Below are 22,522 nucleotides of genomic sequence, written 5' to 3'. Positions count from 1 at the left end.
GGGAAAAATGAGTAAAGATCGGAACAATCGTAAAGAACAAATTCTGCAATGCCTCGCGCAAATGCTGCAGGACGAGCCGGGGGAACGCATAACCACGGCCAAGCTGGCGAAGACCGTCGGCGTTTCGGAAGCTGCTTTGTACCGACACTTCCCCAGCAAAGGGAGGATGTTCGAGGGACTGTTTGAATTCATTGAAGAGAGCATTTTTTCCCGCATCAAGCTGATCCGTTCTGAGGAAATCAGCACCGCCCAGAAAATCAATAAATCCGTACTGTTGTGCTTGACCTTCGCCCAGCGCAATCCTGGCATGTGCCGTCTTTTGCTCGGCGATGCGCTGCAAGGAGAAAAAGATAAATTGCGCGCTCGCGCAGCCTCTTTCTTCGAGCGTTTGGAAACTGAGTTTCGCAGTATGCTGCGGGATGGGGACGTGCTGCATGGTCAACGTACCCAGTTGACTCAATTAGACAGCGCACAACTCTTTCTGAGTCTGATCGAAGGGAATATGCACCGCTTTATCCGTTCCGGCTTCCGCATCGACCCGCTGCAAGGCTGGGATGAGCACTGGGGCTTTATCTCTCAACACCTGTTCGTTTGAAAGCAGCTATTCTTTTAACTATGTTAAAGTGAGCTCGAAGCGCTCCTATTGTTCGTTTGTAGTACAAACGGGTTATGGATTACTTTGGGCTGGACTGAGACTATTGTACAAGAATGTAATGGGCTGCGTGGTACACTCTCCCGCCATAAGTACAACCAAATACAGGTTTTTGGAAATCGCCAGTGACGGGTTTTTATCGATTGCACGCTGCATTATGCAGCGTGTTTGTTTTGTGGTTGGGGTTCACCGGGCCGGCTATGGGTGCGGAAGCGCCTGCTGAAGAAGGCAAAACGGTCCGTATCGCCACCGGCGAATGGTTGCCTTACGTCAGTGAGACACAGCCTTATTGGGGCGCTTTGGGTCACATCATCACGACCGCTTTTAACCGCGCGGGTTATCAGGTGAAGTTTCAGAATTTTCCCTGGGCGAGGGGATATCAGCTGGTCAAGGATGGCGTTTGGGATGCGACCATGCCTTACTACTGCTCACCGGAGCGCGAGCAGGAATTCTATTGCAGCAATCCTTTGGTTAGTGGCGAGCAGGTGTTCTTTCACCTGAAAGAGGTGCCTGTTCAGTGGGAGCAGCTATCTGACCTGAAAGGATATTCAATCGGCGCCACGCTTGGCTATTACTACGGAGAGGCCTTTGAACAGGCGGAGATTAGCGGCGAACTGATGGTGAAACGCATCGCCAGTGATGAAAAAAACATGCAATTGCTGCTGATGGGGCGCATTAAGCTGTTTCCTCAGGACAAAGAAGTCGGTTACAGCACGGTTCGTCACATGTATCCACATCAAAAAGAGTTGCTGACCCACCATCCCAGGCCCATTCACACTAAAACTCTGCACCTTATTTTTCCGCGGGATAACCCTTCCAGCCCAGAGCTGTTGAAAGTCTTCAACGCACAGTTAGTCGAGTTAAAGCGCGAGGGTATTTGGGATCAGTACATGCGGGCCATGCGTGATGGGGATTACGAGAAACCCGCCAGTGAGATCAAGCCGCCAGCGGGCAAAGAACATTAAAACAAATGGATTACAGGGTTTTTAGCAGAATGTCCGCCAAAGGCTGATACAGCGCCGGGCTGGCGATGAGCAAATCCTTGCTGTTTAATTCCTCTGGCATGCCCTCCGGCGCCACTGTCAAATTGCCGCAACTTGCGCCCGCTTCCTGAGCGATCAGACGCGCTGCCGCACAGTCCCATGGGCTGACGGTTTCGTAATAAGCGTCAAGGCGTCCCATGGCCACCCAACAGATATCCAGCGCCGCCGAGCCGATACGGCGAATATCCTGGCACTCCATCATCACCGCCTGCAGCCGTTGAATCAGTTCCGGCAGTCGGCTTTTATCGTAAGGAAAACCTGTTGCAACCAGCGCTTGCCGCAAATTAGTTGCGCCGCTGACCTGGATCGGCTTGTGGTTGCGCAGTGAATACTGGCCGCGCATGGCGTGAAAGGTTTCGTTCTGAAACGGGCAATGCACCACGCCGATTTTGGCTTCACCTCCTTCAAAATAGGCGATGGATACCGCCACCTGATAATGGCCGTGAGCGAAATTAACGGTGCCGTCGATGGGGTCGATGACCCACAGTGGGCCGTTGAGGTCGCCCACTTTGCTTATGTCGGACATATTCTCTTCCGACAAAATGGCGTGATCAGGATAGTTGGCGCGGATGCGCTTGTGTATCAGTTCATCGACTTTCAGGTCAACGGAAGTCACCAGCTCCTGGTGATTTTTGAAGCTGCTCTCATACTGTGCGTTGCGCTGCTCTTTTTCCATTAACTCGCCAGCCAGCAACGCCAGATCCACCGCGAACGTTGAAATGTCGTGTAGGGAATGTGTCATGTGTTCAATCACCTTGATCAGAGTTACGGAAGGCCTGCCGCGCAGGCGAGCCCGGGAGCGCTAGTCGTGAAAGCTGCGGCTGGCGCGCATGGGGTGAGCCCGGTATGTGCCCAGCATGCGGATATCCTCAGCGAAGAAAGTCAGCTCTTCCAAGGCCAGCTTCATATTCGGCGAGTCGATATGCCCCTCAATGTCCACGTGGAATTGACTGGCGTTCAAAGTGCCGCCGGGCATATAACTTTCCAGTTTCACCAGATTGACGCCGTTGGTGGCGAACCCGCCCAAAGCCTTGTATAGCGCGGCGGGAATATTGCGCACCCGAAAGAGCAGCGAAGTGATGTACTTCACACCCGGCTCAAGGGGAGGGAGTCTGTTTTCGTGGGAGAGGATAATAAAACGAGTGGTATTGCCGGTTTTGTCCTGAAAATTTTCTTTCAGAATCTCCAGCCCATACAGCTCCGCCGCCAGGCTGGACGCGATGGCGGCTCTGGTTTTATCGCCGCTCTGGCTGACCTCAAGGGCTGCGCCGGCGGTATCCAACGTGGCGACTGGGTCTAGTCCCAGCTCGCGGATGTGGTCGGCGCATTGCGCCAGCGCCTGGGGGTGTGAGCCGACGATGCGCAGATCTTCCAGATGCGCCCCGGGAAGCGCCATGAGGCAGTGGTTTACCGCTTCGAAGTGTTCTTCCTGAATGTGCAGGCTCATTTGCGGAATTAAGCGGTAAATCTCCTCCACACGTCCAGCGGTGGAGTTTTCCAGAGGGATCATCGCCAGTTCCGCTTTGCCTTGCTCCACTTCTTCCATGGCTGCGCGAAACGAGCCGCAAGCCCGCGCTTCGCGATCGGGAAATACATGCTTGCACGCCAGATGGGAGTAAGCGCCCTCATGACCTTGATAGACAATCACCTTGAACCTCGTAACTATGCGCCGGACGAAAAGCGGGACGCCGCGTGTCTGAACTGACTCTGGCCCCAAGCGTCGCCGGGAGTGTTGGCGTTTGGAAATAGAAAAGCATGTACTCTAAGGACTTCCCGTTAAGTTTTCTAATAGTTTGTGGGAGAAGAGTCCGCGATTACATTAATTTTGCCGTCGGCGTCGCCGCTTAAGCGCTTAACCTGCAATACTTTTTAGTATATTTAACAGATAAGCGGTTTGCGGAGGCAATGAGATGAATAAGACGCCAGCGAGACCGAATGCGCCGCCGGCAAGCAGACAGGCGATCCAGCACTTTCTGCAAAAGGTCAAGACAACGCCTTTGGCGGACTCTCCTGGGAGCGGCCGCTTTATATTCGCCGTTGACGCCACCATGAGTCGTCAGCGGCTCTGGGATCAGGCGAGTCAACTGCAGACCGAAATGTTTCTGAGCGCCGGTGACGTGAAAGGGCTGCAGGTGCAGTTTGTCTATTACCGGGGATTCCGGGAGTTTAATTGTTCGGATTGGGTGAGTGACGCAAATGCTTTGGTGCGGGCGATGACCTCCGTATATTGTATGGCGGGCCAAACACAGATTGGCCGAGTGCTGGCGCATGGAAAGGCAGAGTCCTTGAAGCGTAGAGTGCAGGCGTTGGTGTTTGTTGGTGATGCGCTGGAGGAAGACGCTCCCGGGTTATTGAGACAAGCGGGGGAGCTTGGCATTATCGGCGCGCCGGTCTTTATGTTCCAGGAAGGTTATGATGCAGGTGTGGAGTCGGTGTACAGAGACATCGCCCGACTCTCCGGCGGCGCCTGGTGTCGGTTTGACGAAGGTAGCGCAGAACAGCTAAAGGAACTGCTTGGCGCTGTTGCCGAGTATGCGCGTGGCGGCTTGCCTGCGCTGGATGTCTACAGTCGTCGAGGCGGCCCTCGTTTGCTGGAACTGAGGCGACAACTTCCCGGGCCGAAAATAGATACAAAAACGCCCTGACATAGCGGCGACAATAAGGAAAGAGAAGTGCAACTGATATTGGGGTTCTTGCTGGCGTTAATTTTTTTCTGGTTGCTGCAGCATGTATTTCAGGCTCCGCCGGAAAAAAGAAAGAAAAATCTGACCTATCTCGCACTGGGTATTGGCGGAGCCGCTATTCTATTGCTGGTGGTGACCGGCCGATTGAATATTATTGCTGCTTTGTTTGCGGCGCTCCTGTTGCTGTTTAAACGTCTTCCTTCCGTCTTGCAATGGCTGCCCTTGCTGCGCAAACTTTTCAACGCCGGACGTAACGCTGTGACGGGAAGCGATGGGCAATCCAGTATCGAAACCAGCCTGTTGCGTATGACGCTGGATCACCGTAGCGGCAAGATGGATGGAGAGGTCCTGGCGGACCGTTACTCAGGGCAGAACCTGCAGGCTATGGATGTGAGCAGCCTGGCGAATCTCTATCGCTCAGCAGTGAGAGATTATCAAGACTCTATTGAGATTCTGGAGACCTACTTTGAACGAGTCTATGGCGTGCATTGGCGGACCCAGTTCTCCGTGGACGATGTGGATAACGTTCCAACCCATGATGAGGCGATGACGCTGGCTGACGCCAAAGACGTGCTTGGCCTGACGGATCATGATTTGAGTGAAGATGAGGTCGTGGAGGCGCATCGCCGACTGATGCAAAAGTTTCACCCTGATCGCGGCGGCAGTAATTATCTGGCGGCGAAAATCAACGAAGCCAAACGCATACTACTGGCCCATCTGCGCAGCCAGAGATACCAATAAATTGAAACCAGTGGTCGATAACGGGTAAGGAGAGGGGAAATGAAAAAAGATCTGACGTTGTATGAAACCCGTGTGGTCGGGGTCTTGCTGGAAAAAGAAATCGCTACGCCGGACCAATATCCGCTGTCATTGAATGCGCTGGTGAACGCCTGTAATCAGAAGAGCAACCGCCATCCAGTGCTGGAATTGGATGAAGCGACTGTCCGCCAGACTCTGGAAGCGTTGCAGCGCAAAGACCTGGTGAAAGGCAGCAGTTATGGAAGCCGGGTGGAAAAGTACCATCATCGTTTTTGTAACACAGAGTTTGGCGAACTTAAGCTGGATGCGCAGCAAGTCGCGGTGGTATGTGAACTCCTGCTCCGGGGCGCGCAAACGCCGGGAGAGCTGCGCTCACGCGCCAGCAGAATGGCGGAGTTCACCGATGTCCTGGCTGTGGAAGCGACGCTGAAACGGCTGCTGGAACACAAGCAGGGACCGCTGGTCGCGATGTTGCCCCGTGAGCCAGGCAAGAGAGAGTCGCGATACATGCACATGTTCAGCAGCGACATAGAGCCGATAGAAACGGCGGCCCCTTCTGACTCCGGCAACATTTCCGCCTACAAGGCGAGGATTACGGATTTGGAGGCGCGTCTGGAGGCGCTGCAGGAGGAAAACGAGGCATTGAAGAAGAAGCTAAGGCAGTTGGGGCAGGTGGTGTAAGGCGTCGAAAGGGAGGCGTTATTGGCGCCTTCGAACTTTTTTCCCGTTTGCAGTTGCTTTTTGTTAAAACCGCAGGTTAGTATTTAGTCCATGAATACGCACAACACTCTCAACATTTCCAAATCTTTCTCCGGCAACGCAGCGGTTGCTGGCGTTCGTGCGTATTTTAGCGGTTGGCATTTTTGGTTTTATTTTTATAACCATCGTTAACGAGCCCCCGCATACATAGGTTTACAGGAAGGCGCGTTTAACGAAACTGCCTTCCGGAAGAACTCTCAAAGAAGCTCCGAAGGCAAACGTCTCCGGGGCTTTTTTTATACCCTCGCGAGACTGGAAGCTGCGAATCAACAAGGTGTCGTTGGCAGTTGGATTGAAGCAAACAGGTAATCAATAGGGTAAGGTCATGACGGGTAATCAGTCGTATACTAATGAGGACAGGGAACCGGCGCCGGCGCTTCAACATAGTGATGTGTGCGGTCGCTTTCTGCCTAGATGGTGGTGTCAGTCTCGATTTAGTTATTGATTTTAAAACTGAATCACTAACTAACGAATCGAATGCAGACACAGAGTAATACCGGGAGAGAACCAATGAACCAGGCAGCGACAGTCAAAGAATCCGGCGTAAAGTCGATGGGAATCAAGGCAAGAGCAGTTATCGACGAGACATTGAAACATATGGAGCCACCAATACAGCCGATGGGCGATATCCTGCCCTCCGCCAATCAACTTCGGCACCGCTATCCCGTTAACGCGTACTTGGCCACACAGCTTGAGAATGCGCGGACAGCGATCAATAATATTGTGCACGGCGATGACCCGCGTCTGTTGGTTGTTGTCGGACCTTGCTCCGTACACGACACCGATGGCGTGCTGGAGTACGGTCGCCGCTTGGCTGAACTGAAGCCGCAATTGGACGACCGCATGCAGATCGTTATGCGCGCCTACGTAGAAAAGCCTCGCACTACCGTCGGCTGGAAAGGTCTGGTGTATGACCCTCTGCTGGACGGTTCTCACCATATGGCTTACGGCTTGGACAAAGCCAGAAGGCTGATGGTTGAACTGGCGCATCTCGGTCTGCCTTTGGCGACTGAGGCGTTGAGTCCGATTGTGTCGGACTACTTGCAGGATTTGGTGTCCTGGACAGCAATTGGCGCTCGCACCACAGAGAGTCAATTGCACAGAGAGATGGCCAGCGGCCTGACCTCCGCAGTCGGATTCAAGAACGGAACGGACGGCGGTGTGGAAGTGGCGATACAAGCCATGCAATCCAGCCGCTCTCCTCACTGTTACCCCACCTTGTCCACCTGCGGACGTCCCCAAATGCGCAAAACCCTCGGCAACCCCCACGTTCACTTAGTGTTGCGCGGCGGCAGAGGAAAACCTAACTATGATGAAGATAGCGTAAGAGAGTACAGCGAAGCGCTGGAAAAACACGGCCTTCCCGTGCGTTTGATGGTGGACTGCAGCCACGACAACAGCCGGAAAGATTTCCGTAACCAGTCCAAAGTGCTGAATGAAGTCGCGCGTCAGTTGAAAACAGGTAGCTCCACGGTCATGGGCGTCATGCTGGAAAGTTATCTGCAAGAAGGAACTCAGAAAGTACATCCTGACAGACCGCTGCAGTATGGCGTCTCCATCACGGATGGTTGCATTGGTTGGGATGAAACGGAGCGTTTGCTGACTGATCTGTACGGACAGTTGCCAGCCAGGTAAGAATCAGGAATTAAAAACTCTGTGTACGCCTCGACGCTTAATCGTCGCGTCGAGGTCAGAGAGGCGAGACTTCCCGCTCGCCTCTCTGTGCTTCTTGTCGCGGTATTAGCGCGTTCTCAGTCCCGGGTCGCCGCGAACAGTCTTGCCGCGAGACCAAATAACACCACTCCCATCACTCGCTCAATCCAGTGTGAACAGCGCTGGAATACTCTGCGTACGCGCTCTCCAGAAAGGAAGAAACTGAAACCGCAGAACCACAGCGTAGTGGCCACGAACATCCAGCCGCCATAAATGCCTTGAACCCACTTGGGCGTATCCGGGCTGATCACGACGGAAAACAAGGCGACAAAGAACAAAGTGGCTTTAGGGTTAAGCACGTTGGTTAAAAAGCCCAGTCGAAACGCCTGCCAGGCAGACTCGCTAGGCAGTGCTTGTTGCAGCGGTTCGTCAGAAGGCGCTTGAGGTTTGGCGCGCAAACACTGGAAGCCCACCCAGATTAAATAAGCGGCGCCAATCCACTTCAATACGTTGAATGCGACCACGGACTGAGAAATCAGCAGCCCAATACCCAATAATGAATAAGTGATGTGAAGAAGTATGCCTGAGCCAATTCCCGTACTGGTCCATAACGCGGGTTTCAGTCCTCGACACAGGCTTTGGCGCATCACCACGGCGAAATCCGGTCCGGGGCTGGCGACGGCCAATAGGTGGGCGAGGGCGACAGTAAGAAACTCAGTCCAGTACTCATGCATGGGCATACTCCTTGGATATTGAATGCGCTGGCGATCAGAAAAGCATAATCGTACGCTGGAGCGGCGGATTCAAGCCTTTCTGATGCATGAGCTTATGGAGCCTACTCCAGTTTAGGCGTTTCCTGCTCGTCTTCAGAAAAAAGAAACGCGGGCAAGCTGATATTGAAGTACACGCCGGCGAGTCGTGACGCCAGCGTGACCGCCATGCCGGACAACGCAGCGACGTCCGAGTCTATGCCGAAGTAGCTCAAAGTCAGGTATAAAAATGAGCCGGCGATGGCGGGCGTCGCATAGATTTCGCGATGGAAAATCAGCGGGATTTCGTTACAGATAATATCGCGTAAAACACCGCCAGCAACGCCAGTCATGATGCCCATCAATAGGCAAATTTCGAAGCTGTGGCCCAGCGCTTGCGCTTTTTGCGTACCGGCGATCGTGAAAAAGGCCAGCCCGATGGCGTCGCAAACTTCCAGCATATGAAGAGGGATTCGTTTGAGCCTGACCAGTACGAACGTGGCGAGGGCGGAAATAATGCCTACGCCAAGATAGGTTGTGTTGGCGATCCAGACGACGGGGTGAGCGTTCAATACGAGATCGCGCAGAGTGCCGCCACCGAGGCAGGTTACCAGGGCGACCACAAGCACGCCGAAAACGTCCAGTTTCTTGTGTCCGGCGACAAGCGCGCCGGAAATGGCGAATACAGCGATACCAAAGAAATCCAGAAACACGTACATGGAAGCTCCGCAAAGGGCTGGGTTGACGAAAAGAGCGCGAATTATACAGATTATGGCCAAAAAGTGAGTAATGACTGTCCGCAACTGAAGCATGCGACACAAGTACAATCACAACTGGGACGGCGATAATTTTGTGTTATGATCGCGCACAGTTTACGAGGTTAAGTTTTAAGCAGCGATGACGCACAAAAACAAGCATATAGTCGTTGTGGACGACGATTTGGAAATTCGGCAATTGCTGAGCCAGTATCTTTCCAAAAACGGCTTTGACGTATCTCCGGCTGAGGATGGCGAGACGCTGTTCAAGCTGCTGGAGGGCGAGACGCCGGATCTGATTATTCTGGACATCATGCTGCCCGGCGACGATGGCTTCACTATCTGCCAGCGTTTGCGTAAGTCGTCCACCGTTCCCATCATCATGTTGACCGCCAATGCGGATGACACGGATCGTATCGTCGGTCTCGAAATGGGGGCTGATGACTATATCGCCAAACCTTTCAATCCTCGGGAGTTGCTGGCGCGGATGAAAGCGATCCTGCGTCGGGTGCAGCCCAAGCAGAGCGCGCCTTCCGGGCAACCCAAAATCTACCGTTTCGGCAATCTGGTTCTGGACACTACGTCCCGCATGCTGTTGCAACCTAACGGCGACAAGAGCGCCATTAGCGGCGCTGACTACACTTTATTGTGTCTGTTTTTGGAAAAGGGCAATGAGGTGTTAAGCCGGGATGAAATTTCCGACGTGCTGCACGGGCGCGAGTGCTCGCCATTAGACCGTAGCATTGACGTACATATGAGTCGATTGCGGCAGCGTTTAGGCGACGACGCCAAAAATCCCACGCTGATCAAGACTGTGCGCGGCTCCGGTTATGTTTTAGCAGTGCCGGTTGAGCGCGAATATGGGGATTAAGCGAGGCGCTCGCCGGGGCCTGGCGCGCTTGGTTCCACAGTCTTTATTGTCGCGTATGGTGATTGTCCTGGTCATTGCCGTTCTCGCGGCGCAAGCCCTGTCCAGCTTGATTTGGGTGGCGCAGATAAAAACCCGTAACCAGGAAAATGTGCTGAGCATGTCCAATCATTTGGCGTTCAGCATCGCCTCTACGGTGCGCTTCTTCAAATCTCTGCCGGTTGAATACCGTCATATTGTCCTCGATCAGTTACGGCGCATGGGCGGCTCGCGGTTCTTCGTCACTTTCAACAGTGAGCTCATTAATATCAGTCCGACGCCGGACGCCGACCTGAAGCGCTGGGTTTTAGAAGAAGTGGACTCTGTTCTGCAACGGGAGCTGGGCCGTCAGGTGGAGATCATCTCCGAGTTCTCTTTCGCCGAGTCCCTGCATGTTTTTAACAATGACATTCGCCTGTTGGATCTGCCGCCTGGATGGGGGCACCACAGCCTGTTGTTACACCCGCAAAAGACTCCGATCCTGGTGGTGCAGATAGGATTGGAGAAAGACGAGTGGCTGTATCTGGCTACGCTGTTGCCCACGCCTGACGGCCTGATTGAGGGCGATTATCTACCCGCCGAGCGTCTTTGGTTTATGGGAATTACGGTGGTTCTAGTGGTGCTGTCGTTGTTTGTGGTGGTGCGTTGGCTGACGCGCCCGCTGAAATTGCTATCGCGGGCGGCGGATGAATTAGGTAAGGATATCGAGCGTCCTCCGCTACCGGAAGAAGGCAGCACGGAAGTGGTCGCGGCGGCGCGCACCTTTAACGCTATGCAAGAGCGCATTCAGCGTTATATTCAGGATCGGGAAACGTTGTTCTCCGCTATCTCCCATGACCTCAAAACGCCGATCACCCGCCTGCGACTACGGGCGGAAATGCTGGACGACGACCAGTTGCGGGGTAAGTTCATTCAAGACCTGGAAGATCTCGATCATATGGTGCATGGCGCCTTGCAGTGCGTTAAAGACACCACTGTTCATGAAAATCCGGTGAATATCGATCTACACTATTTATTGCAGCAAATTTGCGAGGGCGCGGATCTGCAGCGCAAGAAAGTAGTGCTGACCGGCGTGTTGGAACAGCCGTTCTGGGGTAAGCCGCTGGCGCTCAAGCGAGCGTTCAGCAATATCATCGATAATGCGCTGTTCTACGGACATCAGGCGGAAGTATTTCTGGAAGATGTGAATGAAGGCGTGCACGTTGCGGTGCGGGATTTTGGTCCCGGAGTTCCGGAAATGGAGCAGGATCGCATTTTCGAACCTTACGTAAGGTTAGAAAAGTCACGCAATCGTAACACGGGCGGATCAGGACTTGGTTTGAGTATCGCCCGCAATATTATCCATGCTCATGGCGGCAGGCTGAAGGTCAGAAACCATGAGCAGGGCGGCTTTGTCGTGGAAGTCTGGCTGCCAAGGCAGTATCAGGAAGTCTGAATCTGGCCCGCCCCCTGTCAATGGCCGCTTAATTGTGGCTGTTGGGAACCTGCAAGGTTTTTAAGGTTTTGTTACATTAGGTTGCTCTATCTTACCCCGCCCCCGTATTTCCACCCCTATACTGAGTGAACCTTTGAGCGTAATCAGAGGATTTCAGCCTTCCTAAAATATCCCATCGGGATTGTTCACTCGGGAATGGCGAACCTTTTATTTAAACAACAATAAACAGTAGGTTTGGTCATGAAACGAATTAAAAAAGCTCTTGCTCCTATCGTTCTTTCTGGCATCGCAGCAGCAACTTCAGCACAGGCGGGCGAAGTTGAGGTTCTCCACTGGTGGACCTCCGGCGGTGAAGCGGCGTCTGTCGCTGTATTGAAAGGCTTGTTGGAGAAAGAAGGGCACACCTGGAAAGACTTTGCGGTTGCCGGGGGTGGCGGGGAAAGCGCCATGACCGTTCTGAAATCAAGAGCCGTATCTGGAAACCCACCTGCAGCAGCCCAGATCAAAGGTCTGGACATTCAGGAGTGGGCGAATCTCGGTCTGTTGGCGAACCTGGACTCTGTCGCCAAAGCCGGAAACTGGGACAAACTGCTCCCAGAAGTCGTTTCCAACGTCATGAAATATGAAAACCACTACGTTGCTGTTCCGGTAAACGTGCACCGGGTGAACTGGCTGTGGGCCAACCCAGACGTTTTCCGTAAAGCGGGCGTAGGCATCCCAACCACTTGGGAAGAATTCCCTGCAGCGGCTGACGCGATTCAGAAAGCGGGCTTCATTCCGCTGGCGCACGGCGGTCAGGCATGGCAGGACGCCACTCTGTTCGAAGCCATCGCTTTGGGCATGGGCGGCAGCGAGTTCTACAACAAAGCCTTTGTTAAGCACGATGCTGATACGCTGAAGAGCGAGAAGATGGTTAAGATCTTCGAAACCTTCAAGAGCATGCGTAAATACATCGACAAAGATGCAGCCGGTCGCGACTGGAACATTGCTACATCCATGGTCATCAATGGCAAAGCTGCGATGCAGGTGATGGGCGACTGGGCCAAAGGCGAATTCTCCGCAGCGGGTAAAAAGCCTGGTATCGACTACATGTGTCTGCCTGCTCCAGGTACTTCCGGTCAGTACACGTTTAACATCGACAGCTTCGCCATGTTCAAACTGAACAATGACGATAACGTCAAAGCACAGAACGCAATGGCGCGTCTGATCATGGAGCCGACTTTCCAGGAAACTTTTAACCTGAACAAGGGTTCTATTCCAGTTCGTAGCGGTATGGCTCGCGACAAGTTCGACAGCTGTGCGGAATCATCTATGGACGCTTTCAACGCCGCTGCTTCCACTGGCGATCTGGTGCCCAGTATGGCGCATGGCATGTCCACTACGTCCTACATCCAGGGCGCTATCTATGACGTCGTCACCAACTTCTTCAATGACGACAGTCAGTCCGCTAAAGAAGCGGTCAACAAGCTGGCTCAGGCTGTAAAAGCAGCAATGTAATCGGCTTAGCGCGCGCGAACTGACCTGTTCGCGCGCGCAACCCCCATCTCTATCCTAAACTTGCCTTTAACGAGGGGAACCATGAGGGCGATATCCATGGGCGCACACGATCGTCCCGAAGCAACTGCAAAAGCGAAAGGCGGTCTTGCCTGGTTGGAGCGCTGGCTGCCAAAAATGGTGCTGGCTCCGACGTTCATCATGATGCTGGTCTTTATCTATGGCTACATCATCTGGACGGCGGTCCTGTCGATGACTAATTCGCGTTTTCTGCCGTCATATGATTTTGTCGGCCTGCTTCAATTCGAAAAGCTGTTTGAAAACGACCGTTGGCTGGTGGCTTGCACCAACCTGGGTATTTTTGGCGGACTGTTCATTCTGGTCTGCCTGGTTCTGGGGGTGACCCTGGCGATATTGTTGGACCAGAAGATTCGTCAGGAAGGCGCGATCCGTACGGTCTATCTGTATCCTATGGCGTTGTCCTTCATCGTTACTGGTACGGCCTGGAAGTGGATGCTGAATCCTGGACTGGGTCTGGAAAAAGTGGTGCGGGATTTAGGGTTTGAAAGCTTCAGTTTTGACTGGATCGTCGACCCGAATATGGCCATCTACACGCTGGTGATCGCCGCCGTATGGCAGTCATCTGGATTTGTGATGGCGATGTTCCTGGCGGGGCTGCGCGGCATCGATAATTCCATTATCCAAGCGGCGCAGATAGACGGCGCCACGCTGCCGAAAATCTATCGTCGCATTATTCTACCGAGTCTGCGCCCGGTGTTTTTCAGCGCCTTTATCATTCTGTCTCACATCGCGATCAAGAGTTTTGACTTGGTGGCGGCGATGACGGGCGGCGGCCCTGGCTATTCTACTGACTTGCCGGCGACCTTTATGTATGCGCACTCATTCACCCGTAGCCAGATTGGTCTGGGCGCGGCGAGCGCGATGCTTATGCTGGGCGGCGTACTGGCTATCCTGATTCCCTATCTGTACTCAGAATTGAGAGGGTCCCGTAATGGTTAATCAGACTGCGCAATCATCCATGAACTGGAATCGTATTAACCGCGGCCTTATCTACGCGGTGTTGCTGACCGCAGCGCTGTTTTATTTGCTGCCGCTGGTGGTTATGGTGCTGACCTCGTTCAAGACGATGGACGACATCCGTAGCGGCAACCTGATTTCCTGGCCGACAGAGTTTGTATTCGACGCCTGGTCTAAGGCTTGGAGCACCGCTTGTACAGGCGTTCGCTGTGAAGGCGTGGAAGGCTACTTCTGGAACTCCGTGCAAATCGTTGTGCCGGCGGTTCTGATCTCTACATTCCTGGGCGCCCTGAACGGCTATGTGTTCACTAAGTGGAAATTCCGCGGAAGCGAGCTGCTCTTCGGTCTGCTGTTGTTCGGATGCTTTATTCCGTTTCAGGTAGTGTTGTTGCCTATGGCGCAGACCCTGGGACTGTTGGGCCTGGCCAACACCACCGCTGGTTTGGTGTTCGTGCACATTGTCTACGGTATGGCGTTTACGACTCTGTTTTTCCGTAACTTCTACATCAATATTCCTGGTGAGCTGGTCAAGGCGGCGCAGTTGGACGGGGCCGGCTTCTTCACTATTTTCTGGCGTATTCTGCTGCCGATTTCCGGTCCGATTATTGTGGTGACCATTATCTGGCAGACCACACAGATCTGGAACGACTTCTTGTTCGGCGTGGTTTACGGCAGCGGCGATACTCAGCCGATTACCGTTGCACTGAACAACCTGGTGAACACCTCCACTGGCGTGAAGGAATATAACGTGCATATGGCGGCGGCGATTATCGCGGGTCTGCCAACACTATTGGTTTACGTACTGGCCGGCAAATACTTCGTCAGAGGACTGACCGCCGGGTCTGTGAAAGGCTAGGCGCACAGCCTCCTTTCACACAAGAACAAAGACAGTTTCGAGGTTAATTTAAATGGCTGCATTAGAAATTCAAAACGTTCGTAAGACCTACGGCGGTAAAACGGAAGTCCTCAAAGGCATTAACATCAGTATCGAGAAGGGCGAGTTTTTGATCCTTGTCGGTCCGTCCGGCTGCGGTAAGTCCACGCTGATGAACAGCATCGCCGGACTGGAGGAGATCACCGATGGCGCTATTTTGATCGGCGGTGAAGACGTTTCCGGCCGTAGCCCGAAAGATCGCGACATCGCCATGGTATTCCAGAGCTATGCGTTGTATCCAAGCATGAACGTTCGCGACAACATCGCGTTCGGCTTGGAAATGCGCAAGGTGCCAAAAGACGAGCGCACAGCTGAGGTGGAGCGTGTGGCGAAAATGCTGCAAATTGAGCATTTGCTGGACCGCAAGCCTTCCCAGCTTTCCGGTGGTCAGCGTCAGCGCGTGGCGATGGGGCGGGCATTAGCGCGCAAACCCAAGATTTATCTGTTCGACGAACCACTGAGTAACCTGGACGCCAAGTTGCGGGTGGAAATGCGGACGGAAATCAAAAAACTGCACCAGAATCTGGGCACTACCATTGTTTACGTGACCCACGATCAGATCGAGGCGATGACCCTGGCGGATCGAATCGCGGTCATGAAAGACGGCATCGTACAGCAGTTCGGCACCCCGCAGGAGATCTATGACGAACCCGCCAACATTTTCGTTGCCGGCTTCATGGGCTCACCAGCGATGAACTTCATTCCAGTGCAGATCCAAAACGAAGGCGGCGGCCTGGTGGCGAAAGTCACTACCCGTGACGGCCGCACTTACAGTCTGCCTCTGGGCGAGCGTGGCGCCTGCCTGACTAACTACGTCGGCAAGCAGGTGACTCTGGGTCTGCGTCCTGAAAGGGTGACTCAGGTGAATCCGCATGAAGTGGAGAGAGCTGATGTCATGGTGCTGGAGGCTGAGATTGATATGGTCGAGCCTACCGGACCGGATACTGTTATGCATATCCATCTGAACGGTACGGAAGTGAGCTGTCGTGTAGCGCCTGACAGTGCGGGCAAGCTGGGAGAGAAGATGAACCTGATGCTTGATCTGTCCAAAGCCGTTTTCTTCGATATCGAGAGCCAAGCCCGTATCGGCTAGCGCTTTTAGCCCGGAGCGTCTGCTGCGAATCAGACCCGGGCGTGTTTGCGTTCACTAAAAAATATCAAGCTCATGGCGCTCGCTGAGGCTTTGCCTCGGCGACTGCGTCCCGGGCATGCCTTTACCTGAATAAAAATAATTAGGGGGTGAAGCGATGATTGGTCAATCCTATGGCCGAGAAAGCCATCCGTACGGATTTGAGCTGGAAGGCGAACGCCACCAGCCGGAAGCGATGACGACTGCGCATCAGCACTGTCATCTTGAGATCCTTATTCTGACCCGCGGCAGTGTTGAGATGCTGTATGGTCAACAGACGATGAAATTATCCGCCGGAGACCTTCTGTGTTATTCCGCGTTGCACTTTCATCAGTTTGGCGCTGTGAGCGATGACGCCGTGGCGTACAGCTTCAGACTCCCTCTTTTCGCCTTGTTTAACCTGCAACTTTCCTGCGGCGTAAAGCAGCAACTGTTTCATGGTGTTCCCTGCCGCGCGCGCTGCGCCGGGTTGGTGGACGATACTATGTTGGCGCGTTGGGTGGCGGAATTGAGGCTGTGTGATCCCGCCTTGGATGATCTCATTCTGGATGAAATCACACTGTTGTTAAGGCGCCTGTTCAAGGACGCTTGTTACACCCCTCCTGATCAACAGATCCCCGGCGTCACGGGACTCAAGGTCAGTCAGCATATTCCGGTGATGCTGCAATTCATCAATGACAATTATCATGCGTCTATTAGCGTTTGTGATGTGGCGGACCATGTGGGGCTGCACAAGAACTTCGCCATGACGTTGTTCAAGAAAACCCTGGGGATGTCGATTCTTGAGTACTTGACTGCGCTGCGGGTGCATCACGCCCGACGTATGTTGCAATATACCGGAGAGCAGGTGACTCAGATCGCCTACGCCAGCGGGTTTTCTTCTGTGACGCGGTTCTACGAAGTGTTTGCTAAATACTTTGGCGAGTCGCCGCAAAAGTATCGGAAAAGTTGCGTTTTGGTAGGAGACGAGTGAGAGGAAGACGTGTATAACCAGGGGATTTTCGGTGATAAATCTATCGCCGGCTTCGACTTATAATGTTTAGCCCCGGACTGATTTAGCGGATTAGTAACTATGAGCACTGTCGTTTGTTTTGGTGAAGCCCTCATCGATTTTCTGAATATCGGACAGGATGAGGAAGCCCCTCTGCGTCTGCGCAAATTCAAACAGTTTCCAGGCGGCGCCCCAGCCAATGTGGCGGTGGCCATCGCCAAGCTGGGAGGCGACGCCAGGTTTGCGGGGCAGGTGGGAGAAGATGAGTTCGGCCGCTTTCTGGCTCATGCGCTGCAAGCCTATGGCGTAGACACCAGCCAGTTGCTGTTTCACCCGACAGCGAAAACCGCCCTGGCGTTCGTGATGTTGGACGACTCGGGCGAGCGTACGTTTTCTTTTTATCGAGATGGCTCCGCGGATATGGTTTTGCAGGCGGAGCAGGTCACTCCGGACTGGTTTGCGGGCGCTTCCGTCTTTCATTATTGCTCTAACACCCTCACGACACCCTCGATCGCCGCCGTCACTGAGAGCGCGCTGCGTCGGGCCAAAGACGCCGGCTGCGTTATCAGCTTTGACGTGAATCTGCGCCATAATCTGTGGGCGTCGGGACAAGCGGATAAAGACGTGATCATTCGTTTGGCGGCCTCTTCTCACTTATTAAAGCTGTCTCTGGATGAGCTGGAGTATCTCGCTGCAGGTTCTGATTCCGAAGCGCTTTGTCAGAACTGGCTGCAACAGGGCGTGAAGTTGATCCTGGTGACAGACGGCGGCAAGCCTATTCGTTATGTTTCCCCCGCATTTTCTGGAGAGGAAGCGACGCCGCCGGTGAAGGTGGTGGACACCACGGCGGCGGGGGATTCGTTTATGGGAGCCATATTGTTTGGATTGTCGAAATGCGGCGACCAGGCGACGCTGCTCGATTCACAATCACAGGTCGCCGCGCTGGTGCGTTTCGCTTCCCAGTGCGGGGCATTAACGGTAAGTCGGCAAGGAGCTTTTCCTGCATTGCCTGACTGGTCTGAAGTCAGTCGTTTTTGGGAGCTGAGTGAATGAATTTCAGAAGCAGGGATTTTTTAACTGCGCATAGCCGCGAGATACTGGATTTCTATCTGCGCGCAGGCCGTGACGAGCGAGGCGGTTATTTTCAAAACTATTTTGACGACGGCCGCGTGTTTTCTCCGGGAGACAAACATCTGGTCAGCAGTTGCCGGATGACGTTCAACTTTTATCAGGCGCACCAGTTTTTGGAGGCACGCAATGAAGAGGAGCGGGCGCAATGGCTGGAGTGGGCCGAACACGGACTGGCTTATCTGCGTGAGACGCACAAAAGGGCGGATGCGCCCGGTTATGTGTGGACCTTCAAGGATTACCAACCCACAGACCTACGGCAGTACTGCTATGGTTACGCCTTCCTGATTCTGGCGTTCGCTTCGTCAGTCAGCGCCGGAGAAGAGTCAGCGCGTGAAGATCTGTACGCGGCTTGGGAGCTGATGGAAAAACACTTCTGGCAGCCTCAACAAGGTCTCTATGCGGATGAAATCAGCGCTGACTGGAGTCAGGTGTCGGCCTATCGTGGCCAGAACGCTAATATGCACGCCTGCGAGGCGATGATCGCCGCCTATGAAGCCACGTCGGACTCACGTTTTCTGTCGCGCGCCATTGCGCTTGCGGAAAAGGTTGTCCTGGAGCTTGGAGGGAAATCAGATGGGCTGGTGTGGGAACACTTCACCCAGGATCTGGATATCGATTGGGACTACAACAAAGACGATCCCAAGAACCTCTATAAGCCCTGGGGATTTCAGCCAGGTCATCAGACTGAATGGACCAAGCTGTTGTTGATGCTCGCCCGTCACAGCGATTTACCCTGGCTGACCGCCAAAGCGCGTGAGCTGTTTGATCGTGCTATGGAAGCCGCCTGGGATGATCGCCACGGCGGACTGTTTTACGGCTTTGCTCTAGACCAGAGTATTTGCGATGACGATAAATATTTCTGGGTGCAGGCGGAAAGCTTCGCGGCGGCGGCGTTGCTGGGCGAGGCGACAGGAGAAGAAGGCTATTGGCGCTGGTATGAGCGTCTTTGGGAATATTCCTGGGCGCATTTTGTCGACCATGACCATGGCGCCTGGTATCGAATACTTAATGCGGATAACTCCAAAGTCACTGATAAGAAGAGTGAAGCTGGCGCGAAGTGTGACTATCACTCATTGAACGCCTGTCTGGAGACATTGCGCGTGCTGCGCGCTTTATCAGTCTGACGGGTTGATCAGTAATGTAGGTAATTTTTCTTTCTTTTTGGCGATTTTGATAAATGAATAGCCGCTTATCTCTGAAAAAGATAAGCGGTTTTTTTGTGCTTTCTTTTAAGGAGTCAGGCCAGTTATTGGTTAAAAATAAGATGGTTTGTTGTTTTTTTGTCCATGCTGGCGTTAGAATGTGGAACTGTAAAAATGAAGTAAAAAAACAACAAAAACTAAAAATGCCCCCAAGCCGGAACGCAGTAAGTAAGAGATATTCAGTCAGATAGAAATATTTGAGTCAGATATGATTTATCGGAAAATATATTCCATTTTTCGTTTATGTGGAATATATTTGCCATTGGTCTGACACTACTGAGTAGTCTCGCTTATTCCTGAATAAAAATAACACGGGGAAAGCAATGAAAAGTCCTTCTATTCACGATAGGCATGACGCCAATTCGCATGCTGACGACTCTGGACTGGTCAGTTTTCACTTTGGTGAGCCCGAGATCATGAGAGGCTCACATCAACACTGTCACCTTGAAATCAATATCCTTCTGTCAGGCTCCATGAGGCTGAGCTACCTCGATCAGTTGTACGAGCTGGAAAACGGCGACGTCATCTGTTTTTCCGCGCTACACAGGCATCAGATAGTATCTGCGGATAAGAGCGCCTTGCTGTTACAGTTACGCCTGCCTTTGTTTCTACTCACGGATATGTGTGCGAATGAAATGTTCAAACATTTGCTGATTCGCGGGACGCCTTATCGCTCTAGTGCAACGGGCTTGTTATCTCTGGATTCGGTAGAGCGTTGGGTGCAGGAACTGCGGTGTCTGGATGGACCGCTGCAGGATTTGGTGCTGGACGAGATCACCCTGTTTTTGCGCCGCATGATCATGCGTAATCCCTGTAAATCCGGACAAGGCGCTGGCTGTGGCGAATACCGCAGCCGGCACTTGCATCATGCGCATTGCATGGTGGAGTTTATTAATGGCAACTATCGAACCCCCATCACGATTGCTGATGTGGCTGACGGAGTCGGGCTACACAAAAATTTCGCCATGAGTGTGTTTAAGAAAGCCGTAGGGATGTCCGTACTGGAGTATCTGACTGATTTACGAGTGAATCATGCTCGCCGATTATTGCTGTATTCTCAGGATCAGGTGATTGAGATCGCTTTCGCCAGTGGGTTCTCTTCCGTCACCCGGTTTTATGAGGTCTTCGCCAAGTACTTTAACGAGTCGCCACTCAAGTATCGCAAGCAACACGCAGATCCAGGCTGAAACTATCGTCTGACATGGGTTACTCATAGTATTGGGCGCAGGGATGGCTCGCGTCAGTCATCCCGCATTCATCTTGAGGAGACTGTGCGGGAGGGCGCGTAGTTTTAGATTGGAATCAAATGGCGGATAGAATGACTTCAGGCTAGCACCTTCCTGAGCTGGAAGATTGTCGAGTCAAAGAAGAAATTAAAAGGAACGGCATACTGATTAATTGATTGGGACGCCTCAAACCGAGAATAGATTATGCGCCACCACAAGGTATGGAAGAGGTTTTACACCGTTGTGTGAGGCGACCATTTTAATAAGTCTTAGTATGTTTTTACCGCCTTCACCGTATCATCCAAGTCCGCGGCGGATATAAATCCGATGTAGTTGGGATTCTTCGCCACCAGCTCTTTTATGTCCTGATTGCTGGTGGCGGTGATCATGGGGGCGGCTTTACCGGTGAAGATCAGTCGGGACCAGTAGGAGAGGAACTGGCGTGAGCCTTTGTTGACGACTTTGGCGCAAAATTCCTGGAACAATGCGGAAGAACTATCGATAGAGACGATGGTCGCTTTCTCTCCGTTGGGCAGGAAAGCCTGCTTCGCCATGAACAGTTTCTGTATATCTTCGTTGCTCAGATCCAGATTCGCTTTGGGGTTTATGATGACCGCGACTTCAGCCTCCACTGCTTGCGCCTGCAGGAGCGGGTAGATGAGAGCGAACACGATAGTAATGATTCTTAACATGTCGGCGCTCCTTAAAAAACGAAACTAATCGCAGTGCTGAATAATTGGGTGTCGATGCGGTTAGGCCCGTCCTTGTCGTAGTTTATTTTACTGAAGTCGAACTTTAGAGAAGCGCTGTGATGGAAGTCATAACGTACGCCGATCGTGATAATTGTATTGTCCTGATCCGTGCCCTCAATGATGCCTTCCAATGTCGAGTAAACAGGATCGGATTCAGACACCCCGTCGAGAATATTGTTTCTCGGACTGGTGTCGAAAACCTCATAAGTAAGGTGGGGAGTAAACTTACCCATGGTGTAGCCAATGGAGGCATAATATCCCAACGGATCAGGGAAGATGCTGTCTTCAATTTCCGATCTGGTCACTTCCGCCACGGCGAAAAAGTTATCGTATTCCACTTTCAAAGAAATGCTGCCGAAGGCGCCGCGATCGTCATTGGCGCGGATGGCGTCGGCGACTTCCTCTGACACGGTTGGGCCGGAAGGCGCTGGAGCGCTTGGATCTTCCGGGGGCAGTATGTTGTCCAGGCCTGGGGCGATGGCGGGAATGGAGAGTTTCGAGCGGAAGTAGGAGAAGCGCATGCTGATCCAGTCAACGCCGATGCGCCAAGAGCCGCCGTAGACGAACTTCAGATCCACCTGGCCGATGGGGATATCCTCTTGCACGGAGCCATAGAAGAAGTTCAGGGTGGAGTCGAACTGACGAATTTGTGAGGCGTAGGTAATGTTCAAACCGTCCAGGTTTTTAAACAGGGGCACGTAAACAAATTTGGGGGGCCTGACCCAGTGGTAAGTGTAGCCGACATCAATGGTGTCGCTGTACTCGAAAAAAGGCGTTCTGAAACGACCCGCCTTGATGGTCCAATTATTGTCGATAGCGTAGGTGACATAGGCCCAGTCGAACTCGGCGTCATGATCTTCTGAACCGCGAGCGATGATCTGCGCCGTGGCGGAGAGGTTTTCTCCCATGTCGCCACGCACCTGAAGGCCGAACAGGGACTCGTTCTTGAAGTTAAGGTCGTCGTCGTAGGAAAAATAAGGTTTTTCATCGTCAAAGGTAGTAGCGGCGACGATACTGCCGAATCCGTTGAAGTGAATTCTGTCGTTGTCGGCGTGGGCCGGGGTCACGATACACAGTGTTGAGAGGCCAAGATTTATACAAGTCTCTTTTATTCTCATTGTTCGAACCCTGCTTCCCTTGAGGCGTCGGTTTTTCTTATGAATTTTGTATATTAACATGGCAATGATATTGGCATGTTAATCACCAGGCGCATGGACGCGCCTGCGCGG

At 52.9% G+C, this 22,522-nt stretch carries 22 protein-coding genes; 16 read left to right on the top strand and 6 right to left on the bottom strand.

Annotated elements, in window-relative coordinates; genetic code table 11:
- The first annotated feature begins 7 nt into the window (after positions 1-7).
- Both slmA and EUZ85_RS28860 read left to right on the top strand, forming a co-directional pair.
- Positions 8-595, top strand: coding sequence for a nucleoid occlusion factor SlmA (gene slmA, locus EUZ85_RS28865; RefSeq protein ID WP_011399804.1), 588 nt, complete (start codon positions 8-10; stop codon positions 593-595).
- Positions 596-777: 182 nt separating this feature from the next.
- The gene (locus EUZ85_RS28860) at positions 778-1,617 is read left to right on the top strand and encodes an ABC transporter substrate-binding protein (RefSeq protein ID WP_241566887.1); all 840 of its coding nucleotides are present in this window, start codon (positions 778-780) and stop codon (positions 1,615-1,617) included.
- A 10-nt stretch (positions 1,618-1,627) separates the two neighbouring features.
- On the opposite strand, the gene EUZ85_RS28855 is transcribed toward EUZ85_RS28860, so the two are convergent.
- Complete coding sequence (locus tag EUZ85_RS28855; protein ID WP_127973566.1) at positions 1,628-2,437, bottom strand: inositol monophosphatase family protein; 810 nt, start codon at positions 2,435-2,437, stop codon at positions 1,628-1,630.
- Positions 2,438-2,497: 60 nt separating this feature from the next.
- The gene (locus EUZ85_RS28850) at positions 2,498-3,343 is read right to left on the bottom strand and encodes a prephenate dehydratase (RefSeq protein ID WP_127973565.1); all 846 of its coding nucleotides are present in this window, start codon (positions 3,341-3,343) and stop codon (positions 2,498-2,500) included.
- A gap of 262 nt (positions 3,344-3,605) precedes the next feature.
- On the opposite strand from EUZ85_RS28850, the gene EUZ85_RS28845 reads away from it, so the two are divergent.
- From EUZ85_RS28845 to EUZ85_RS28830, 4 genes are all read left to right on the top strand, one after another.
- The gene (locus tag EUZ85_RS28845) at positions 3,606-4,340 is read left to right on the top strand and encodes a VWA domain-containing protein (RefSeq protein ID WP_127973564.1); all 735 of its coding nucleotides are present in this window, start codon (positions 3,606-3,608) and stop codon (positions 4,338-4,340) included.
- A gap of 27 nt (positions 4,341-4,367) precedes the next feature.
- Complete coding sequence (locus tag EUZ85_RS28840; RefSeq protein WP_127973563.1) at positions 4,368-5,120, top strand: molecular chaperone DnaJ; 753 nt, start codon at positions 4,368-4,370, stop codon at positions 5,118-5,120.
- Between the two features lie 39 nt (positions 5,121-5,159).
- A complete protein-coding gene (locus EUZ85_RS28835) occupies positions 5,160-5,819 on the top strand; it encodes a YceH family protein (protein WP_127973562.1) in 660 nt (219 codons plus the stop codon).
- A gap of 588 nt (positions 5,820-6,407) precedes the next feature.
- The gene (locus EUZ85_RS28830; RefSeq protein ID WP_127973561.1) at positions 6,408-7,532 is read left to right on the top strand and encodes a 3-deoxy-7-phosphoheptulonate synthase; all 1,125 of its coding nucleotides are present in this window, start codon (positions 6,408-6,410) and stop codon (positions 7,530-7,532) included.
- A 116-nt stretch (positions 7,533-7,648) separates the two neighbouring features.
- Here the strand turns inward: EUZ85_RS28830 and EUZ85_RS28825 are convergent, their stop codons facing one another.
- On the bottom strand, positions 7,649-8,284 hold the full coding sequence (locus EUZ85_RS28825; RefSeq protein ID WP_127973560.1) for a LysE family translocator: 636 nt from the start codon (positions 8,282-8,284) through the stop codon (positions 7,649-7,651).
- A gap of 101 nt (positions 8,285-8,385) precedes the next feature.
- Positions 8,386-9,018 (bottom strand): trimeric intracellular cation channel family protein, encoded by a 633-nt coding sequence (locus EUZ85_RS28820; RefSeq protein WP_127973559.1) that lies wholly within the window; start codon positions 9,016-9,018, stop codon positions 8,386-8,388.
- Between the two features lie 178 nt (positions 9,019-9,196).
- Between EUZ85_RS28820 and EUZ85_RS28815 the strand changes: the two genes are divergently transcribed.
- The 10 genes from EUZ85_RS28815 to EUZ85_RS28770 all read left to right on the top strand — a co-directional run bounded on the left by EUZ85_RS28815 (position 9,197) and on the right by EUZ85_RS28770 (position 20,502).
- Positions 9,197-9,925, top strand: coding sequence for a response regulator (locus EUZ85_RS28815; RefSeq protein ID WP_127973558.1), 729 nt, complete (start codon positions 9,197-9,199; stop codon positions 9,923-9,925).
- Entirely contained in the window at positions 9,915-11,396 is a 1,482-nt protein-coding gene (locus tag EUZ85_RS28810) for an ATP-binding protein (protein WP_127973557.1), read from the top strand. Before EUZ85_RS28815 ends, EUZ85_RS28810 begins: the two co-directional genes overlap by 11 nt.
- Positions 11,397-11,636: 240 nt before the next feature.
- A complete protein-coding gene (locus tag EUZ85_RS28805) occupies positions 11,637-12,893 on the top strand; it encodes an ABC transporter substrate-binding protein (RefSeq protein ID WP_127973556.1) in 1,257 nt (418 codons plus the stop codon).
- Positions 12,894-12,989: 96 nt separating this feature from the next.
- Positions 12,990-13,910 (top strand): carbohydrate ABC transporter permease, encoded by a 921-nt coding sequence (locus EUZ85_RS28800; RefSeq protein ID WP_127973555.1) that lies wholly within the window; start codon positions 12,990-12,992, stop codon positions 13,908-13,910.
- Positions 13,903-14,784 carry a carbohydrate ABC transporter permease gene (locus EUZ85_RS28795; protein ID WP_206617971.1) on the top strand — a complete coding sequence of 294 codons (882 nt, stop codon included), beginning with the start codon at positions 13,903-13,905 and terminating at the stop codon, positions 14,782-14,784. Before EUZ85_RS28800 ends, EUZ85_RS28795 begins: the two co-directional genes overlap by 8 nt.
- A 52-nt stretch (positions 14,785-14,836) precedes the next feature.
- A complete protein-coding gene (locus EUZ85_RS28790; protein WP_127973554.1) occupies positions 14,837-15,955 on the top strand; it encodes an ABC transporter ATP-binding protein in 1,119 nt (372 codons plus the stop codon).
- A 154-nt stretch (positions 15,956-16,109) separates the two neighbouring features.
- On the top strand, positions 16,110-16,964 hold the full coding sequence (locus tag EUZ85_RS28785) for a helix-turn-helix domain-containing protein (protein WP_127973553.1): 855 nt from the start codon (positions 16,110-16,112) through the stop codon (positions 16,962-16,964).
- Between the two features lie 99 nt (positions 16,965-17,063).
- Positions 17,064-18,035, top strand: coding sequence for a carbohydrate kinase (locus tag EUZ85_RS28780; protein WP_127973552.1), 972 nt, complete (start codon positions 17,064-17,066; stop codon positions 18,033-18,035).
- Entirely contained in the window at positions 18,032-19,237 is a 1,206-nt protein-coding gene (locus EUZ85_RS28775; protein WP_127973551.1) for an AGE family epimerase/isomerase, read from the top strand. Before EUZ85_RS28780 ends, EUZ85_RS28775 begins: the two co-directional genes overlap by 4 nt.
- Positions 19,238-19,638: 401 nt before the next feature.
- A complete protein-coding gene (locus EUZ85_RS28770; protein WP_127973550.1) occupies positions 19,639-20,502 on the top strand; it encodes a helix-turn-helix domain-containing protein in 864 nt (287 codons plus the stop codon).
- A gap of 308 nt (positions 20,503-20,810) precedes the next feature.
- Here the strand turns inward: EUZ85_RS28770 and EUZ85_RS28765 are convergent, their stop codons facing one another.
- Both EUZ85_RS28765 and EUZ85_RS28760 read right to left on the bottom strand, forming a co-directional pair.
- On the bottom strand, positions 20,811-21,233 hold the full coding sequence (locus EUZ85_RS28765) for a phosphate ABC transporter substrate-binding protein (RefSeq protein WP_127973549.1): 423 nt from the start codon (positions 21,231-21,233) through the stop codon (positions 20,811-20,813).
- A gap of 11 nt (positions 21,234-21,244) precedes the next feature.
- The gene (locus EUZ85_RS28760) at positions 21,245-22,411 is read right to left on the bottom strand and encodes a hypothetical protein (RefSeq protein ID WP_127973548.1); all 1,167 of its coding nucleotides are present in this window, start codon (positions 22,409-22,411) and stop codon (positions 21,245-21,247) included.
- Positions 22,412-22,522: the final 111 nt, after the last annotated feature.

Source organism: Hahella sp. KA22 (genome assembly GCF_004135205.1).
Lineage (GTDB): Bacteria > Pseudomonadota > Gammaproteobacteria > Pseudomonadales > Oleiphilaceae > Hahella.
Note: the sequence above shows the minus strand (reverse complement) of the source record. Positions and strands in the feature narration are given on the sequence as shown.

Excerpts from the sequence above, each read along its gene's own strand:
- EUZ85_RS28820 (WP_127973559.1), bottom strand. The coding sequence starts at position 9,018 with ATGTACGTGTTTCTGGATTTCTTTGGTATCGCTGTATTCGCCATTTCC.
- EUZ85_RS28770 (WP_127973550.1), top strand. The coding sequence starts at position 19,639 with ATGAAAAGTCCTTCTATTCACGATAGGCATGACGCCAATTCGCATGCT.
- EUZ85_RS28815 (WP_127973558.1), top strand. The coding sequence starts at position 9,197 with ATGACGCACAAAAACAAGCATATAGTCGTTGTGGACGACGATTTGGAA.
- EUZ85_RS28810 (WP_127973557.1), top strand. The coding sequence starts at position 9,915 with ATGGGGATTAAGCGAGGCGCTCGCCGGGGCCTGGCGCGCTTGGTTCCA.
- EUZ85_RS28775 (WP_127973551.1), top strand. The coding sequence starts at position 18,032 with ATGAATTTCAGAAGCAGGGATTTTTTAACTGCGCATAGCCGCGAGATA.
- EUZ85_RS28845 (WP_127973564.1), top strand. The coding sequence starts at position 3,606 with ATGAATAAGACGCCAGCGAGACCGAATGCGCCGCCGGCAAGCAGACAG.
- EUZ85_RS28800 (WP_127973555.1), top strand. The coding sequence starts at position 12,990 with ATGGGCGCACACGATCGTCCCGAAGCAACTGCAAAAGCGAAAGGCGGT.
- EUZ85_RS28835 (WP_127973562.1), top strand. The coding sequence starts at position 5,160 with ATGAAAAAAGATCTGACGTTGTATGAAACCCGTGTGGTCGGGGTCTTG.
- EUZ85_RS28825 (WP_127973560.1), bottom strand. The coding sequence starts at position 8,284 with ATGCATGAGTACTGGACTGAGTTTCTTACTGTCGCCCTCGCCCACCTA.
- EUZ85_RS28765 (WP_127973549.1), bottom strand. The coding sequence starts at position 21,233 with ATGTTAAGAATCATTACTATCGTGTTCGCTCTCATCTACCCGCTCCTG.
- EUZ85_RS28790 (WP_127973554.1), top strand. The coding sequence starts at position 14,837 with ATGGCTGCATTAGAAATTCAAAACGTTCGTAAGACCTACGGCGGTAAA.
- EUZ85_RS28795 (WP_206617971.1), top strand. The coding sequence starts at position 13,903 with ATGGTTAATCAGACTGCGCAATCATCCATGAACTGGAATCGTATTAAC.
- EUZ85_RS28830 (WP_127973561.1), top strand. The coding sequence starts at position 6,408 with ATGAACCAGGCAGCGACAGTCAAAGAATCCGGCGTAAAGTCGATGGGA.
- slmA (WP_011399804.1), top strand. The coding sequence starts at position 8 with ATGAGTAAAGATCGGAACAATCGTAAAGAACAAATTCTGCAATGCCTC.
- EUZ85_RS28760 (WP_127973548.1), bottom strand. The coding sequence starts at position 22,411 with ATGAGAATAAAAGAGACTTGTATAAATCTTGGCCTCTCAACACTGTGT.
- EUZ85_RS28855 (WP_127973566.1), bottom strand. The coding sequence starts at position 2,437 with ATGACACATTCCCTACACGACATTTCAACGTTCGCGGTGGATCTGGCG.
- EUZ85_RS28780 (WP_127973552.1), top strand. The coding sequence starts at position 17,064 with ATGAGCACTGTCGTTTGTTTTGGTGAAGCCCTCATCGATTTTCTGAAT.
- EUZ85_RS28785 (WP_127973553.1), top strand. The coding sequence starts at position 16,110 with ATGATTGGTCAATCCTATGGCCGAGAAAGCCATCCGTACGGATTTGAG.
- EUZ85_RS28805 (WP_127973556.1), top strand. The coding sequence starts at position 11,637 with ATGAAACGAATTAAAAAAGCTCTTGCTCCTATCGTTCTTTCTGGCATC.